At 69.9% G+C, this 17,150-nt stretch carries 13 protein-coding genes; 8 read left to right on the top strand and 5 right to left on the bottom strand.

Annotated elements, in window-relative coordinates:
- Positions 1-303: 303 nt before the first annotated feature.
- Both ABZ664_RS03365 and ABZ664_RS03360 read left to right on the top strand, forming a co-directional pair.
- Positions 304-3,747, top strand: coding sequence for a P-loop NTPase fold protein (locus ABZ664_RS03365; RefSeq protein WP_362502202.1), 3,444 nt, complete (start codon positions 304-306; stop codon positions 3,745-3,747).
- 246 nt (positions 3,748-3,993) lie between these two features.
- On the top strand, positions 3,994-5,961 hold the full coding sequence (locus tag ABZ664_RS03360; protein ID WP_362502200.1) for a serine hydrolase: 1,968 nt from the start codon (positions 3,994-3,996) through the stop codon (positions 5,959-5,961).
- Positions 5,962-6,156: 195 nt separating this feature from the next.
- On the opposite strand, the gene ABZ664_RS03355 is transcribed toward ABZ664_RS03360, so the two are convergent.
- Complete coding sequence (locus ABZ664_RS03355) at positions 6,157-7,497, bottom strand: transposase (protein ID WP_362502198.1); 1,341 nt, start codon at positions 7,495-7,497, stop codon at positions 6,157-6,159.
- Between the two features lie 24 nt (positions 7,498-7,521).
- Here ABZ664_RS03355 and tnpA point away from each other — a divergent pair, with 24 nt between their 5' ends.
- Positions 7,522-7,950, top strand: a complete 429-nt coding sequence (tnpA, locus tag ABZ664_RS03350; RefSeq protein ID WP_362502196.1) for an IS200/IS605 family transposase — start codon at positions 7,522-7,524, stop codon at positions 7,948-7,950.
- 38 nt (positions 7,951-7,988) lie between these two features.
- Here the strand turns inward: tnpA and ABZ664_RS03345 are convergent, their stop codons facing one another.
- The 3 genes from ABZ664_RS03345 to ABZ664_RS03335 form a co-directional block, all read right to left on the bottom strand.
- On the bottom strand, positions 7,989-8,408 hold the full coding sequence (locus ABZ664_RS03345; protein WP_362502194.1) for a nuclear transport factor 2 family protein: 420 nt from the start codon (positions 8,406-8,408) through the stop codon (positions 7,989-7,991).
- Between the two features lie 161 nt (positions 8,409-8,569).
- On the bottom strand, positions 8,570-8,800 hold the full coding sequence (locus ABZ664_RS03340; protein WP_362502192.1) for a DUF397 domain-containing protein: 231 nt from the start codon (positions 8,798-8,800) through the stop codon (positions 8,570-8,572).
- On the bottom strand, positions 8,797-9,672 hold the full coding sequence (locus ABZ664_RS03335) for a helix-turn-helix transcriptional regulator (protein ID WP_362502190.1): 876 nt from the start codon (positions 9,670-9,672) through the stop codon (positions 8,797-8,799). The genes ABZ664_RS03340 and ABZ664_RS03335 overlap by 4 nt, the downstream gene beginning before the upstream one ends.
- A gap of 220 nt (positions 9,673-9,892) precedes the next feature.
- Here ABZ664_RS03335 and ABZ664_RS03330 point away from each other — a divergent pair, with 220 nt between their 5' ends.
- From ABZ664_RS03330 to ABZ664_RS03320, 3 genes are all read left to right on the top strand, one after another.
- Positions 9,893-10,225, top strand: coding sequence for a hypothetical protein (locus tag ABZ664_RS03330; RefSeq protein WP_362502188.1), 333 nt, complete (start codon positions 9,893-9,895; stop codon positions 10,223-10,225).
- A 212-nt stretch (positions 10,226-10,437) separates the two neighbouring features.
- The gene (locus ABZ664_RS03325; protein WP_362502186.1) at positions 10,438-11,256 is read left to right on the top strand and encodes an HPP family protein; all 819 of its coding nucleotides are present in this window, start codon (positions 10,438-10,440) and stop codon (positions 11,254-11,256) included.
- A gap of 127 nt (positions 11,257-11,383) precedes the next feature.
- Positions 11,384-13,144 (top strand): hypothetical protein, encoded by a 1,761-nt coding sequence (locus ABZ664_RS03320; RefSeq protein ID WP_362502184.1) that lies wholly within the window; start codon positions 11,384-11,386, stop codon positions 13,142-13,144.
- Between the two features lie 292 nt (positions 13,145-13,436).
- On the opposite strand, the gene ABZ664_RS03315 is transcribed toward ABZ664_RS03320, so the two are convergent.
- Positions 13,437-13,904, bottom strand: coding sequence for a DNA starvation/stationary phase protection protein (locus ABZ664_RS03315; RefSeq protein WP_362502182.1), 468 nt, complete (start codon positions 13,902-13,904; stop codon positions 13,437-13,439).
- Positions 13,905-14,026: 122 nt separating this feature from the next.
- On the opposite strand from ABZ664_RS03315, the gene ABZ664_RS03310 reads away from it, so the two are divergent.
- Complete coding sequence (locus ABZ664_RS03310; protein WP_362502180.1) at positions 14,027-14,758, top strand: MerR family transcriptional regulator; 732 nt, start codon at positions 14,027-14,029, stop codon at positions 14,756-14,758.
- Positions 14,755-17,130, top strand: a complete 2,376-nt coding sequence (locus ABZ664_RS03305; protein WP_362502178.1) for a VIT domain-containing protein — start codon at positions 14,755-14,757, stop codon at positions 17,128-17,130. Before ABZ664_RS03310 ends, ABZ664_RS03305 begins: the two co-directional genes overlap by 4 nt.
- Positions 17,131-17,150 lie beyond the last annotated feature (20 nt).

Raw genomic sequence — 17,150 nt, 5'->3', positions numbered from 1 at the left:
TCCCCGGCCCACTGTCCCATCACCACGAGACATGAGTCTGGCCCCGTCGATCACGCGGCGGGGCCAGAACCCAAGATCTTCATCGGCCTTCTAGGCGACATACGGCGAAACATGGCTATTCGTCCCTCTCGGTAGGCGACCGATCGATCGAACCCGCACGAACGCCAGGGCTTCACCGCCGCAAACTTTGCGGAAACCGCAGAGCAAACATCCGTCAAAACAGGTCGACCTATCGCCAAGATCGCCATCTGCCCCGCCCGACGCGTCCACAGTGGGATGACCGCCGTCAGATCGGGAGGACCGTTGAGCGAGGGACTCGCGTTCGCGAATCCAGTCTTCGAGACCACGCCCCACGTGGGCACCCGCCGAGCTCTCGTCTTCCTCGACTCCCCCCCTGCCTCGCCCCCGCCACCGTCCGCACCCCTGTCCTCGGCCATGTCCCGGGCTCTGCCCCCGTCCGCACCCTCGCCGGACGCGGGTGTGGGGATGGGGATGGGCACGGGAACCCCCGTCACCGGACCGCGCACCGCCCTGCCGGGAACCCTCCAGGAAACGCGACCGGACGCGCGGCTGGCGAGCGCCCTGCGCGCCGAGGGGTTCGCCGTCGAGGCCGAGGCCAGCGAGGGGGCGGGCCCGGACGGCGAGCGCGTGTGGAACCTGCTGCGCTCGGCGCGGGAGGGCGACCTGCTGGTGATCCGGCTGCCCGCCGACGGCGGCTGGACCTCGGGACAGCTCGGATCGATGATCGGCGCGTTCGGGCGACAGGTCGGCGAGTCGCTCGCCGCCGCCGTACTGATGATCGTCGACTTCGGCTGGAGCGCCCTGAGCGGCTCCGCGGAACCGGTCAGGCAGCTCGCCGTGGCCGGGGAGCCGAGGGTCGCCGCGGCCGCGCTCACCCTCACGCTGAGGTTCGACGAGACGGTGCCGGGACCGGCGCGCACGCTGACCGACGTCATCGCGGAGGGCCTGCTGACGCGGGCCGCCGACCTCGACGGGGACGGGACGATCAGCGTCGGGGACCTGCACGCCTACGCGCTCGCCCGCTACGCGGCGGCCTCCGCCGCCCGCACACCCATCCTGATCTCGTACGGGGCCGTCGCGGGGGTCGCCCTCACCCCGGCGAGGGACACCGCCGCCGTGCCGCACGCCGCCTTCGCCCGCGTCCTGGCGCGGCTCGGTGACCACGCCCCGCCCGCCTGCGGAGTCGAGATCGTACGGCGGGTCTACGAGCTGCACCTGAGCGAGGCCGCCAGGGAGCTGCTGCGCAGGGCGGCCCTGCTCGACGAGGACGAGCCGATCGACGAGATCCTCGGCGACGCCGCCGAGCTGCGGCAGTGGGGCCTGCTGGGCGAGACGACCACGTTCGTCCACCCCGACGTTCGGGTCTTCGGCCACTCGCGGCTGTCGGCGGCCGAGCGGGCGCAGACCTCGGCGCTGCTGCGCCGCCGCAGGGCCGGGCTGCGGACGGTACGGCCCAGGGCGAGGCTCACCGCCGACCGGTGGACCACCGAGGACCAGCTCGGGCACCGTGTCTACGCCGAGGCGATCGCCGCGTTCGTCCGCCACCCGGAGACCCGGCCCCCGCTCACGATCGGCGTCAAGGGTCCGTGGGGGGCTGGCAAGACCTCCCTGATGCGGATGATCCAGGACCTTCTGGACCCCGGGGCCGCCGGGGACGCTCCCGCCCCGATCCACCTGCCCGGCTCCCGGGTGGAACGGGCGCTGACCAACGCCGAGGTGCTGGCCAGGACCGGACGGCGCCCCCGGGAGAACGCCGGGCGGGCCGAGCCGGGGCCGCTCCCCCTTCGTCCGGCGGACTGGCGGCCCACGGTCTGGTTCAACCCGTGGATGTACCAGAACGGCGAGCAGGTCTGGGCCGGACTGGCCCACGAGATCATCAGCCAGGTCACCCGGCGGCTGCCCCGCGCCGAGCGGGAACGGTTCTGGCTGGAGCTGAACCTGTCCAGGATCGACCGGGAGGCGGTCCGCAGCCGCGCCTACCATCTCGCGCTCACCCGCCTGGCCCCGGTGGCCCTCGGCCTGGTCGCCACCGTCGTCCTCACCGGGGCGCTCCTCGCCGCCGCCACGCTGCTGCCCGCGTTCGGCGCCTTCCTGGGGAACGCCGCAGCGGCCGTCGGCTCCGCCGGATCCGCGGTGGTGGTCGGGGCGGGCGCGCTGCGGCTGGCGCGGTTCTTCGGGGAGTCGGCGGACAACGCGTTCCGCGGCCTGGTCACGCAGCCCGACCTGCTCGGCCCCGGAGCGGCCGAAGGGCTCGTCAACGAGGCCGCGGCCACCCCCGGGTACCGGTCGAGGACCGGCTTCCTGCACCTGGTGCAGACCGACATGCGCCAGGTCCTCGACCTGGTCGCCACCGGGGAGCGCCCGCTGGTGGTGTTCGTGGACGACCTGGACCGCTGCTCGTCCGCCACGGTGGCGCAGGTCATCGAGGCGATCAACCTGTTCCTCGCCGGCGAGTTCCCCAACTGCGTGTTCGTGCTGGCGATGGAGCCCGAGGTGGTCGCCGCGCACGTCGAGGCGGCCTACCCGGAACTGGCCGGGACGCTGCCGGGCGCCGGGCGGTCCGGCCTGGGCTGGCGGTTCCTGGAGAAGATCGTGCAGCTCCCGCTGAGCGTGCCGCTGCTGGACGACGCCGACCGGCTGCCCGCCTTCGTACGCGCCCTGCTGGGCGTACCCGACCTGGCGCGGCCCGCAGCCGACGTAGGCGCAAGTGCTCCCACGAGCAGCGTCCCCACGGGCGTCTCCACATTCGGCGTTTCCACGAGCATGGAGACCGCGCGCCCCCAGGCCCCGGAGACCACATGGACACCGAATCCGGCCGGACCGCGTCCGGCGGGTCCCCCAGCCGCCCTGGAACGGCTCGACCCGCCACCGGATCCGGCCGGACCGCGTTCGCGCGGTCCCCTGCCTCCCGCACGGCCCTCCCTGCTCGGCGCGGTCACACCGGGCTTTCCCGGCACCACCGCGCCACCGGGAGCGGCCGTGTCGGGACCGCGGGCGGCGGAACCGCGAAGACCCGGACCACGAACGCCGATGGAGACACCGGGACTCGGGCTGCGGGCGACGATGGAACTGCAGGGATTCGGGTCGCGAACGCCGGTGGAGACACCGGAACCCGGATCGCAGGCGGCGGAACCGCCGGATCCGGTCCAGGTGAGCCGGTTGCAGGACGCCATCTGGGCGCTGCGTCCGACCACGACGACCCTTGACGAGGCGGCGCGCCTGGCGCAGGACGCCCTGGGCATCCAGTGCTCCGACGCCGTCGGCGGTCTCTGCGCGGCAACCCGCGAAGCCGCCGACCGGGTCTTCGACGACCTCTACAGCGACGAGAACGCCTACCGGGCGATCGAGTTCGTGCTCCCGGCCCTGACGTTCTTCAACCCGCGCGAGATCAAGCGGTACGTGAACGTCTTCCGCTTCTACTCGTTCCTCACCTACCGCCGCGCCCTCGCCGGTGCGGCCCCCGCCTCGGACGGCGAGGTCGCCAAGCTCGCGGCGCTCGCCGTCCAATGGCCGCACCTGCTCACGCTGCTCGCCGGAGAGACGGACGGGGAGAGCGTGCTGCGACGACTGGAGGACGCCGCGAACGACGATGAGGACTGGAATCGAGCCGTCCACGACACCGGCCTCGTCGCCCACCACACCTCCGGTGGCGCCCACCTGGACACCCTGCGCGACCTGCTCTCCCGCCCCCACCCCATCGCCGACCTCGCCCGCTACCTCCTCTGATGCACACGTCCTTCCGGCTCCGACCGCTGGAGGCGGATATGAGTAGGGGTGTACTCATCTGCCGGACGGCGCGGGTTCGCACACTTGAGACGGCGGCTCCGCCCGGCTCGTCGGCGACGGCGCGCGCTCGAAGACCGCGAGAAACGATCACCGGTACGTCTCGCGGATTCCGATGATTCGGATCATCAGACATTCAGAACATCCGGCTATCCGGCCGGGCGCGACAACCCAGTACAGGAGTTCGACGTGCGGGATTCATCGGTGCCGTTCAGCCGTCGCGGCGCGCTCCTGGCGGGGTTCGGGCTGGCCGCGTTCCTCGGCCTTGAACGATCAGGGGTCGCCTCGGCGGCCCGCGTCGCGGAAAGCATGGAAAGGCTCCGTACCGGGACGGCGATGTCGGCGGGGACGTTCCCGTGGGTGGCCCGCCACGGCCTGAACTCGGAGCAGTACCAGGCCGAGTTCGACCGCCTGGCCAAGGAGGGGTATCGCCTGCTCCAGGTGGACGGCTACCAGATGGGTGACCGGGCGGGATACGCGGCCATCTGGGAGAACGCGCCGGGACCGCCGCAGTTCGCCCGCCACGGCCTGACCGAGCCGGAGTATCGGGCCGAATACCAGCGGCTGGAGAAGGAGGGGTATCGCCTGCTCCACGTGGCCGGATACGAGGTCGCCGGGAAGGTGTACTTCGCGGCGATCTGGGAGCTCACCGGCGGGCCGCACCTGGTCACCCAGCACGACATGACCTCGGAGGGGTACCAGGCCGAGTTCGACCGGCTGCTCAAGGAGGGATACCGGCTGATCCACGTGGACGGGTACGGCCTCGGAGGAAAGGCACACTTCGCGGCGATCTGGGAGAAGGTCTGGGGAGCCCAGGGACCCGACTGGGAGGCCCGCCACAACCTGACCGGGACCCAGTACCAGGCCGAGTTCGACGAGCTGACGAAGAAGGGATACCGCCCCTTCCACGTCAGCGGCTACACCGTCGGCGGCACCGACCGGTACGCGGCGATCTGGGTGCGGGGCGCGGGCCCTGCCTGGTCGGCCCGCCACGGCGTGGCGGGGGCGGACTACCAGGGGGTCTTCGACGAGCACCAGCGAGACGGCTACCGGCCCGCCCGGGTCAGCGGCTACGGCTCCGGCTCGGAGCGGTACGCGGGGATCTGGCTGAGCGACAAGATCGTGGACGACAACTTCGCCGCCGTCCACGCGGTCGTCGACCGCCACCTGAGGGCCTCCGGAGCCGCCGGCGTGTCACTCGCGATCGCCCGGCGCGGCGCGCTCGTCTTCGCCCGAGGGTACGGGCTGGCGAACCGGCAGACCGGCGAGCGGCTCACCGAACGGCACCTGATGCGCATCGCCAGTGTCTCCAAGCCGATCACCGCGGTCACGGTCATGCGGCTCGTCGAAGCCGGCCGGCTCACGCTCGACCAGCGCGTCTTCGGCGCGAGCGGCATCCTCGGCACCCGGTACGGCAGCAGGCCCTACAGTGCGGGACTCCAGGCGATCACGGTCAGGCACCTGCTCCAGCACACCGCGGGGGGCTGGACCAACGACGTCAACGACCCCATGTTCGGCAACCCGGCGATGAACCACGACCAGCTGATCGGCTGGGTGCTCGACAACCGGCCCCTCCTGCACACGCCAGGCACCACCCACCTGTACTCCAACTTCGGCTACTGCCTGCTGGGCCGGGTCATCGAACAGGTCACCGGGCAGCCCTACGCCGACTTCGTACGCCAGAGCGTGCTCACTCCCAACGGAATCACCAACATGCACCTAGCGGGAAACACCCGGGCCGAACGACGCCCCGACGAGGTGGTCTACTACGGCGCCGGTGACCCGTACGGCATCCCGGCGCGGCGGATGGACTCCCACGGCGGCTGGCTCGCGTCACCTGTGGACATCGTCCGCTTCGCCCTGCGGGCGGACGGCTTTCCCACCGTCCCCGACCTGCTCCGGCCGGACACGATCGCAACGATGACCGCGCCGTCCGCGGCCAAACCGACGTACGCCTGCGGCTGGAACGTCAACACCCTCGGAAACTGGTGGCACGACGGCCGGCTGATCCCCTACGGCACCGAGAGCATCCTCGCCCGGACGAGCAACGAGTTCTGCTGGGCGGCGCTCGCCAACGGCAACGGCATCGACCTCGACACGATGATGTGGGAGGTGTTCCAGCAGTTCGCCGCCTGGCCCTCCCACGACCTGTTCTGAGGACGGCCCCCGTCAACGAAGAAACCCGGGCCCCCTTCGGGCCTGGGCTGCCGAGAGTCCCCTGCGTACACGAGACGGCCCCCCTTCACGATCACATCTCGGGCACGCTCGGGCACCTTCAGGCGCTGAGGGCCCGCGCGACCGTGAGGCTGTCCTCTTGAAGTGCTCTCCCGCTGAAGGGCGGGAGATTCCCCCCTACCTTGCGGTGGCGGGCTTGACGCGGCGAGCGCGCCTGACGACTGCCCTCCCGGCAGCCGGGACGAGTGCGAGGCCCGTCCGGTACAGGTGCAAGACGTTTCGGGCGGCGTTGTGGTCGGCGTTGCCGGACCAGCCGCAGCCTTCGTTCTTGCACACGAACACAGCCTGGGACTCCCGGCTGCCCGCCGTGGTGAACCCACAGGCCGAGCAGCGCCGGGAGGTGCCGGGGGCGGGAACCTTGTACAGGGCGCCGCCGTGGCGGGCGGACTTGTACGTCAGCATCGTCACGGCGCGCCCCCATGCCTCCTGGCCGATGGAGCGGTTCAGGCCGGACTTCTGCGCGACGTTCTTGCCCGGTTCCTCGATGGTGCCCTTGGCGGAGGTGACCATGTTCGGGATGTTCAGGTGTTCCACCACGATCACGCCGTAGGTGCGGGCGAGGTCGGTGGTGGTTTGGTGCTGCCAGTCGATGGCCCGGCGCTTGGCTCTCGCGCGCAGGCCTGCGATCTGGTCATAGGTCCGCTTCAGCCGGTTGGAGGGGTGCTCGCCGGGCTTGCGGAGGCTTTTGCGGTGCGCGGCCCGCTGTTGCAGCCGCAGCAGTTTGGTCTTCTCCTCGGCGTTGAGCCATTTGTCCCGGTCGGCCTTACCGTCCGCAAGCCGGGCAGGGCGGCCGTGGTGTCGATGGCGGCCATCGGACAGGGCCAGGGGGATGTTCACTCCGGCGTCGATGCCGACCTCGGGGCCGGTGTGGGGTTGAGGTTTCGGCTCAACGGTCTGGACGCGAAAGGCGAGGTGCCAGCCGAGGGCGTCCTTGATCAGCCGCGCCCCGGTGATCCGGTTGTCGGCGTCGGCCTTCGTGCCGACCGGTAGGTCTTTGGTCCAGCGGAACCGGATCCGGCCCACTTTGGGGATGTTCACCGTGCCCCAGCGTCGGTGCACCCGCTGGATGTGGAGGTTTCGGCCCTGTGGAATGTCCACGCCCATCACCGTGCGCAGGCGGGCCTTGAAGGTCGGCGCGTCGGCTCGGCCGTCCCAGCAGTTCTTCCACGCCTGGAAGTAGGTCTTCAGTACCGCTTGGGCAGCCTGGGCGGGAAGGACGGCGAGCCAGTCGATGTCTTTTCTGGCCTGCCGGATCGCGGCGTCGGCCGCGGCCAGGGAACGCTTGTGCTTGGGGAGCATCGTCCACCACTCGTGCAGCAGGTTCCACATCGTGCGGGCCGCGTGCGCCTGGTCGTCGATGAGCCGAGCCTGTGCGGGAGTCAGCGCCAGCCGGGCGCGATGCCCGAACCGCCGGTGCTCCACACCAAGCTCTACGCCACGCTCCACACCGAGTCCCATGCGGGGCATCGTATCGTTTGGTTTATGTCACCGCGCTGGAATTCGAATCCTGACGTACGCACGGGCCGTCATGTCGTCTATGCCCTTCATGTCCATTTGGTTTTCGTTACCAGGTACCGGCACGGCGCCTTCACCGAGGCCATGCTCAACCGGTGCGAGGAGATCATGCGGGATGTCTGCGCGGACTTCGAGGCGCAACTGAAGGAGTTCAACGGCGGGGGCGATCACGTGCACCTCCTGGTGCACTACCCGCCCAAGGTGCAGCTCTCAAAGCTGGTCAACAGCCTCAAGGGCGTCTCGGCCCGACTCCTGCGCAAGGAGTACGAGACGCACATCCGCCGATACCTGTGGGGTGGACGCTTCTGGTCTGGCTCCTACTTCGCCGGGTCAGTGGGCGGCCCACCGATCAGCGTCCTGCACCACTACATCGAACAACAGAACCCTCCGGCTTAGAGCACGCTCGGGCCTTGGCGACCCTCCCGCGCGGGCCTTCACCCCCTGGCCTGAGGGCCGAAGCACCGGCCCCCATTTCGGTAGATGTGGTAGCGGGTGACGAGCCCGTCCTCGACGGTGAGGTTCGGCGCGAACGGCGAGGTGTACGTGGACCCGTTGTCCCGCACCGTCTGCACGATCTCCCCAAACACGACGGGGTTCGCCCCGTCGACCAGGGTCCGCGTCACCGACGTGCCGTTCATCTCGGGCACATGATGGGTTTCCAGCGACCGGAAATGGTCCACCACCTCGGCCCGGCCCGACCGGGGACGAATCCACGGCACCGCCGGATGCCCCTCGGCGGGCCAGTTCAGCTGCCAGTCGACCGGTTCGGCGAACAACTCCGCCGTACGGTCATGATCGCCCTTGACCATCCGACCCAGCAGTTCTTCCACGACGTCACGGGTTTCACCACTCATGTCGCAAGCATCCCTATCTCGAATGCCACCCGTCGATTACCGCCGAGGTAGGGCGGGCTCGCGAAGGCCGAAACCGGAGAGCGCGCCCTACGCGACCGCGTCCACCACCCCGAACGGCTACACCATCACCCGAGGCCGCGCCTCATCGTGAACCGGTACGGTCAGCGGGCGGGAAAGTCGAACTCGCCGTCCTTGACGCCGCCGACGAACGCCTCCCACTCGGCCCGGGTGTAAACAATCACCTCAGCCCCAGGCCGACGACTGTGCCGCACAGCGACACGCCCACTACCATCAGCCAACGGACCAGCCTCGACGCACTGACCACCCGCATCAGGGCTTCTGGTGCTGATGTGCCAGGCGACACCCGCCAGTTCTTTGGGGTCGATCGTCATGTGCTTCTCCCTCTCGCTCGTCTGATACGACCGATCGCAGTCCGGATGACAGTCGCGGACTCATCCGGGTTGAGAGCAATGCTACGGATGGAATTGTACGCTCGCGTGAAGTTCTCGGCGCCCTCTGCTTCGCTATAAACAGCGCCGCTCCGGGTTTCCACACAGGCGATGTCGGAATATGGCTCTCGCATGTCGAAGATCGAAAAAGAGCCCTCCAGGCTGGCGTGCGCCCCAGCAGTGAACGACAGAATCCGAATGGTCACATTCGGCCTGTTCATAACCTCGGACAGATGCTCCAACTGGGCGCCCATCACCTTCGAATCGCCGATCATGCGGTGCAATACAGCCTCATCAAGGATGACCTCCAGGTTCGGAGCGGGTTCGGCATCGAACACACGTTGCCGGTCTATCCGAAAGTCCACCCAGCGCTCGATCTGCTCGTCGGAAGCATCCATGCCACCTGCCGCGATGACCGCCTGCGCGTAGTCCCGAGTCTGAAAGAGACCGGGAATGACCATCGCTCCGTAGAAGCGGATTCTCTCCGCCCGGGTTTCGAGCCAGGCATGATCAAACATCACACCAAGGGGAGCTGCGGCATAACCGTCCCACCAGCCCTTGCGCCAGATATCGCGACTCAGTTCTTCCAGTCCGTCACGAATCTTATGGTCGTCGACACCGTACAGGTTGAGGAGTGCCAGCACGTCAGACACCCTCGCCGGGATAATTCCGGACTCCAGTCGACTGATGGTCGCGGCGTCACGCTGCAGGTAATCGCCTGCCTGCTTGAGCGTTATTTTTGCCGACTCACGGAAGTCTTTCAGATGTTTGCCGAGCCATTGCGCCCGCAGAGTGGGTCCTCGCCTTGCACCCATCGCCGCCTCCTTCGAGTTCACCGTGTCGCCACTTCTGGGTAAATCTGAACAAATCCGGCAAGCTCATTACGTAAGCTTGCGCAAATTCGAATTCGATGCCACGCTACCGAAGCGTCGGTCGTCACGCTCGGTGTTCGCTCGAAAACGTAGAGGAATCAGGGCGGAGCGGAGCCGTACGGCAGATCTTCACCCAGGTTCAGCATCGGAAGGGAGCACCGACATGGAGCACCACCCTGGTTCCGACCAGCCATCCGCCTGCCATGGCCCGGACTTCGGCGAGCACTACCCGCGAGAGGTGGCTCTGGAGCGTGCGTACACGCTGACCGGCGATCTTCCCCGCATGTTCGCCCTGGTCCAGGATTTCGCCGAGAGCGAGGAGAGTCACCCCGAGGTGGTGGCCTACGGGCTGGCGCTGCCGGGAGGCACGGCGACGACCGTCGGCGCGAACGGCCGCGGCTTCGGCCTGTGGGCGAGCCCCCGCAGCGCCGCCCGCCGACTCCATTCCGACCTGGTCTGGTTCGGCGACGGCGGTATGCAGGAATCCACCCGGTAGATCCCGGTATGCACAGGCATCGACTCCCGGCACGGGACACCGTGCCGGGAGCCGTCCTGCACGACGCGGCCACCCACCTGGAAGCCCTCCGCTGTAGTGCCGTATCAGCCAACGTTTGCCCGGTGAGCGGGCGCTTGCGCTGACCTCCAAGTAAGGCACAAGTACCTTCTGCGACTTTTGGTGACCGATACCGAGATCGCAGGAGATTTTCCATGGGGGTTCACAACTTCTTTCCGGCCGACCGGATGCGCAGGTGGACGATGCCGTTCCCGCCGCAGGCATCCGGACCGGAAGAGGTCCTGGCGGCCGCGCGGCTCGATCCGCGGGCCGTCGGGGACACGAAGGAGGTCTCGCCGGGAGGCAGGACGCACCTGAAGGGGCCCATCGAGGCCAGACCGGATCCGAAGACCCGGGTGGAGCCGTCGCGACCCTGGCGGACCGCCTATGTGGCGCCCCCGGTCGCCTTCGGCGGGGACGACGAGAGGACGGCATTCGTCTCGCCGGCGAGCGGGAACGACGAGACCACCGCGACGGACGCCTGGCATGGCCTCAGGAGCCGCGCACCCGCCCGGCCGAAGACGGCGGCCATCGCCGTCTTCACTGCGGGTGCCACGATCGCCCTGCTCACCCTGGTCGCGTTCGGCACCGTGCTGGACCAGGTCTGGCTGATGCCCCCGCTCGTCGCCAGCGCCGCCCTGGTCTTCGGCGCGCCGACCCTGCCGCTGTCGCAGCCGCGAAGCGTGATCGGCGGCCAGTTCCTGGCGGCGCTCACCGGATTCGCCGTCCTGGCCGTCGCCGGCTCCTCCGTCTGGGCCGCCGCCGTCGCCGGCGGCTTGGCCCTCGGGGTCACGGCCCTGACGCGTACGCCGCACTCGCCCGCCGCCGCCACCGCGACGCTCGTGGTCGCCCAGCAGCAGCCCCTGGTGCCATTCCTGCCGATACTCGTCGCCGCGACCGTCATCCTGGTACTCGTCGGCATGCTCGTCGGACGCAGCGGGGTGACCCCGCGCTACCCCACCTACTGGTGGTGACAACCACCGGCTCCGCCGCTCGCCATGCCCGGCTCGCATTCACTGCGTCGGTGTGCGACAGACAGCAGTGGCACGGCCACCGGCATCGGCTCCCGGTACGGGGCACCGTGCCGGGAAGAGGACAGCGTTGTTGCTGAGCACGGTGGTGCTCAGCGGGCTGCTGGCCACCACCCTCTCGTACGCCGCCGCATCCTCCGCCCTCGCGCCCAAGACCGCTGTGGCCCAGGTGAAGGCGAGTCCCGCCAAGCGGTCGGGTGCGTGTCCGACCACGGTGGGATTCTCCGCGGTGGTGGCGGCCAAGGGCAAGGGCATCATCCGTTATAGGTGGGTACGCGGCGACGGCGGCAAGAGCGTCGTCAAGAGCTTCCGCGTCAACGGCTCGCGCAAGGTGGTCGTGCGAGACCGGCAGACCTTCGACCGCGACACCACCGGCTGGCAGGCCGTCGAGATCCTGGGCAAGAAGGGTCTGTCGGGCAAGGCACGCTTCAGCGTCGCCTGTGACGGTCCCGCACAGGTGTGGGACGTCTCCCACCCGCTGCCCGCCCAGCCCGGACGACCGATGGAGTCCGCGGCGGACGTGGACGTCAGCCCGGCCGCCCACAACGACGTTTGCCCGGCGACGGTACGGTTCACCGCGACCATCCAGGTCTCGCGCACCCCGGCCACCGTCGACTACCGGTGGATCGACAGCATCACCGGCGAGGGACGGCCGGAGTCGCTGTACTTCGCCGCCGGCGGGCCGCGCCTCCGCCAGGTCACGCTGCCGATGAGCGTGGGCAGCTCCGCCCGCGGGTGGAAGGCCGTCCACATCCTCACCCTCGGCGGACACGACTCCGGCCGCGCCGACTACGCGGTGACCTGCAAGAGCGGCCCGGCGCCCACCCCGACGTCCACTCCGAGTTCCACCCCGACGTCCACGCCCACGCAGCCTCCGGTGACGCCGGGACGGCAGATCGTGGAGCTCACCCCGGGCGACTACGCGGGCACCTGCGTGGAGCCTGTCGCGTACCGGGCCACCGGGCGGGTCACGCTCCCCGCCGGAGCCGCGCAGCAGGTCACGTACTGGTGGCTCGTGGACGGCGCCGCCTGGCAGAAGCAGGTGCTGGACTTCCCCGCCTCCGCCCAGGCCCGCTCCCAGGACGTCTCCGCCTCCTGGACCCTCGGTGCCGCAGGGGGCGGCCCGCACAAGGTCGGCCTCATGGTCGAGGGCGGCCCCTCCCAGCCTGACGAGCGCCCGTACACCTTCACCTGCGACGAGGGGCCCAACAACGCCAATGTGACCTTCCGCTACGTGCTCGTGCCGCTCTACGCGGGCGACTGTGACCGTTCCTTCAGCATGCGTGTGGACGGGCTGTTCACGACGGACCGGGAGACCGAGGTCAGGTACCGCCTGGTGGCCGACGGCCAGCCGGGGCCGGTCAGGAGCCGGGTGCTCAAGCCCGGCGTCGTCCAGACGATCGGCGATTTCTGGAACAAGTCCACGCAGAGCAGCGGAAACGGCACCGTACGACTTGAGGTGCTCAACCACAACAAGCCGTTCACCCAGCAGACCTACTCCTGGACCTGTGTGCCGAAGGACCCGACACCGGGCACGGTCCGCATCGGCGGGCTGACCTCGGTGGCCTACCACGGCGACTGCGACGCCGCGCCGTACCCGACCGCGTGGGCGGACCTCCATGCGGCTCCGGACACGGAGATCAGCTACCGCTGGGTCATCGACGGGAAGCCGGATGACACCCACACGCTCAAGGTCGGATCCAGCGGATTCCTCGGCCTCCAGTCCGCTCACTGGACCCGGAGTTCGAAGACCAGCGGAACGGTCGCCATCGAGGTGCTGAACCACAACAAGCCGACCAAGCAGGCCGCGTATCCGGTGAACTGCATCTGATCGACATCGTCCCGCCCGTAGCCCCCCTACGCGGACCACGGGCTTTCACGTTCTCCGGTGTCCTCGTCACCCGGCTTGGGCCTACCTCCGAATCCGGTTCCAATCTCCCCGGAAGCCGGTCCCACCACCCGCAGGCGAGGAGCGCCATGCCCCTGACACCGAGGCGGCGTCTGGGTCTGGACCCGGCGGAAGGGCCTGGTGCCGGTCCCGATGACGTCGCCGCCGAAAGAAGGACTCCGGAGAACACCGAAGGTGCCCCGGCCGGCGGGCCGGGGCACCTTGGTGAGACGATCTAGCGCTGGGCCTCGATCATCCAGTGGTGCTTCTCCAGATCCTGGGTGATCTCGATGAGGATGTCCTGGGTGACCAGGTCGGGCTTCTCGGTGGCCGCGATGCGCTCGCGCATCCGGCGGACGATGGACCCGAGGATGTCCGTCATCGCCGCCACGACCTTGCCGTCGTGGATGTAGCCGGTCTCCAGTTGCGGCACCTCGCTGGTCTTCGCGAGCGTGGAGGCCCGGCCGTCGGGGTTGCACCCGAGGGCCACCGCGCGCTCCGCGACGGTGTCCGCGTGCTTCCTCGCCGACGAGACGATCTTGTCGAGCTGCAGGTGCAGCGACCGGAAGTTGTGGCCGATCACGTTCCAGTGCGCCTGCTTGGTCAGGAGTGACAGGTCGAGCAGGTCGACGAGCGCGCCCTGGAGCACGTTGCCGACGACCTTCTTGTCTTCCGCGTTGAGTGGACTGGTGATCGCAGACATAGAGTTTCCCCCTGTTTCGAACCTAGTTTCCTCTTTGCTGCTAAATGTCCGTACCCACCTATCTGCCCCCTACGCAGGCCGAAATGTTGACACTGTCATGATTACAGTGTCACTATCGAGGCATGGAATGGACCATCGGTGAACTGGCTGAGCGGGCATCCGCGGCGCTGACCCCCACCGCCCAGCTCAACGGGCGGGTGAGGGACATGCCCAACGAACGCCTCATCCGCTGGTATTCGACGATCGGCCTCCTCGACCCCCCGGCGGCCCGCCGAGGTCGCGTCGCCATGTACGGCAGGCGCCACCTGCTCCAGATCGTCGCCGTGAAGCGACGCCAGTCCGACGGCCGCACCATCGCCGAGATCCAGGCCGAGCTGGCCGGAGCCACCGACCAGACCCTGGAGTCGATCGCCCGCCTCCCCGACCACCCACCGCAACCCGCACCCCCTCCGGCAAGCACAGGCTCCCCCCAGCCGGCACGCCCGCGCTTCTGGGCCGGACCGCCCTCCCCCGCAGAGCCACCGACGCCACCGAAGTCACCGGAGCCGGTGAAACCGGTGAAACCGGAGGTGCCCGCACCACCGCCCCGACCGGCCGCCGCACACACCGCACAGCCGCCACCGCCCACCGCTGCCGTCGCTGCCGAGCCCCGGCCCGCGCCGTCCTCGCCACCCGCCCCGAAGGCCGTGGCCGTCCACGGCGTAAAGCTGGCGAACGGCGTGACGCTCCTGCTCGACACGGGTGCGAACGCCCCCACCCCCGACGACCTCGCCGAGATCGCCGCCGCCTCGGAAGGGCTCCTGTCACTCCTCCGCGAACGCGGCCTCACACCTCCGGAAGGAACTCACTCATGATTACCTCGATCACAACGCTGCCGCCGGAGGAGTGCCACCCCGTCCCCGACACCGGGCTGGGGGCGCTCGCCACCGAGCTCGGCAACCTGCCGCTGGAGAGCGTGGACGTGACCGCCGCCGTGTCCGGCCTGAGTGCCGGGGTCGAGGTGGTCCAGGGTTTCCGCAACCCGCACGACGTGGCGCTTGAGGCGACGTACGTCTTCCCGCTGCCCGACCGGGCCGCCGTGACCGCCTTCAGGATGGAGGCCGACGGCCGGGTCATCGAAGGCGTGCTCAAGGAGCGCGGCCAGGCCAGGGCCGACTACGACCAGGCGATCTCCCAGGGCAAGAGAGCCGCGATCGCCGAGGAGGACCGGCCGGACGTCTTCACCATGAGGGTCGGCAACATCGTGCCGGGCGAGCGGGTCACCGTGCACCTCACGCTGAACCAGCCGCTCCCGTACGAGGACGGCGCGGCCACCTTCCGCTTCCCGCTGGTCGTCGCCCCCCGCTACATCCCCGGCACCCCGCTGGACGACGAGCGGGCGGGCGACGGGTGGGCACCGGACACCGACGCGGTCCCCGACGCCTCCCGGATCACCCCGCCGGTGCTGCTGCCCGGCTTCCCCAACCCGGTCCGCCTCTCGCTCGCCGTCTCCGTCGACCCCGCAGGACTGGAACTGCGCGAGGTCCGCTCCAGCCTGCACGTGGTCCTTCAGGAGGGCGGTGTGATCCGCCTCCAGCCGGGTGAGCGGCTGGATCGCGACTTCATCCTGCGCCTGGCCACCGGCGCCTCCACCTCCCTCGCGCTCGCCCCCGAGGAGAACGACGAGGAGAACGGCCCGGAGAACGATGAAGGCACGTTCACGCTGACCGTCGTCCCGGAACCGGCGCCCGCAGAGGCCAAGCCCAAGGACGTGGTGCTCGTCCTCGACCGCTCGGGCAGCATGACCGGCTGGAAGATGGTGGCGGCCCGGCGCGCGGCCGCGCGCATCGTCGACACGCTCACCTCGGGTGACCGGTTCGCGGTGCTCTCCTTCGACAGCGTCGTGGAATACCCGGAGGGTCTCGGCGAAGGGCTGTCCGAGGCGTCCGACCGCAACCGCTACCGCGCCGTGGAGCACCTGGCCAGGCTGGAGGCGCGCGGCGGCACCGAGATGCTGTCCCCGCTGGAGCGGGCCGCCGAGTTGCTCGCCGACTCCGCCAGGGACCGGGTGCTGGTGCTCGTCACCGACGGGCAGGTCGGCAACGAGGACCAGATCCTGGCGCGGACCGGTGCCGCGCTGGCCGGGGTGCGGGTGCACACGGTCGGCATCGACAGGGCGGTCAACGCCGGTTTCCTGGGCAGGCTGGCCGGGGTGGGAGGGGGTAGGTGCGAGCTGGTCGAGTCCGAGGACCGGCTGGACGAGGCGATGGAGCACATCCACCGCCGGATCGGCGCCCCCCTGGTCACCGACCTGTCCCTCAAGGCCGACGGGCTCGACCTGATCACCGAGACGGTCAGCCACATCGGCTCGATCTATTCGGGCGTCCCGCTCACCGTGCTCGGCCGCTACCGTGGCCCCGCGGAAGGGGCGATCACCGTACGGGGCGTGGGCGCCGACGGCTCGCCGTGGGAGCGGAGGGTCACCGCCTCCGTGGTGGACAATCCGGCCGTACGGGCGATCTGGGCGCGGGCGCGGCTGCGTGCCCTGGAGGACCGTTACGCGGCCGGTGACCGGTCGCTGGAGGCCGAGATCGTCGAGACCTCGCTCAGGTACGGGGTGCTCTGCAGGTTCACCGCCTTCGTCGCGGTCGACACGCAGGTGGTCGCCGAGGGCGGTCCCGGACACCGGGTGATCCAGCCGGTGGAGCCGCCCAGCGGCTGGGAGAACCCGATCGCCGCCGCTCCGATGATGATGACCTCGATGGCCTTCGAGAACGCGGCGGCCCCGCCGCCCCCCGCGCCCACGGGACCGCCCGGGATGGCCCGCCCCGGCTCCATGCCGAGGTTCGCGGCGAGCCCCGCCGTCGGCGGCATGCCGCACGAGGCGGCGGCCGGAGGCTTCGACGACCGCGCCAGGATGCTGCGCCCCGCGCCGGCGGGGGCTCCCCCGAAGCGCGGCAAGTCCCAGGCCGGCCCTCAGGACCCGCCGAAGGAGCAGCTCGCCGAGGAGCTGAAGCGGCTGCGCGCCGCGGCCTCCCTGCCCGCCGCCGAGCGGCTGCTCCTGCTGGAGGACCTGGGCAGCCGCCTCGCGGCCCTCGTCGTCTACCTCGGCGGCCACGCCGAACTCGCCGCCCTGGCGAGCGAGCTGCAGGCCGGTGGGGACGTGGACGTCCTGTGGCGCAGGGCCGTGGAGGTCCTGGAGTCCCTGACGGGTTCCACCGGGCGACGTCCGTTCTGGAAGCGGTGACCTCCCCGGTCCCGCCGCCC

The organism is Streptosporangium sp. NPDC006930, assembly GCF_040635605.1.
GTDB lineage: Bacteria > Actinomycetota > Actinomycetes > Streptosporangiales > Streptosporangiaceae > Streptosporangium.
The sequence above is the reverse complement of the archived record's forward strand: the minus strand, read 5'-3'. Positions and strand labels throughout refer to the sequence as shown.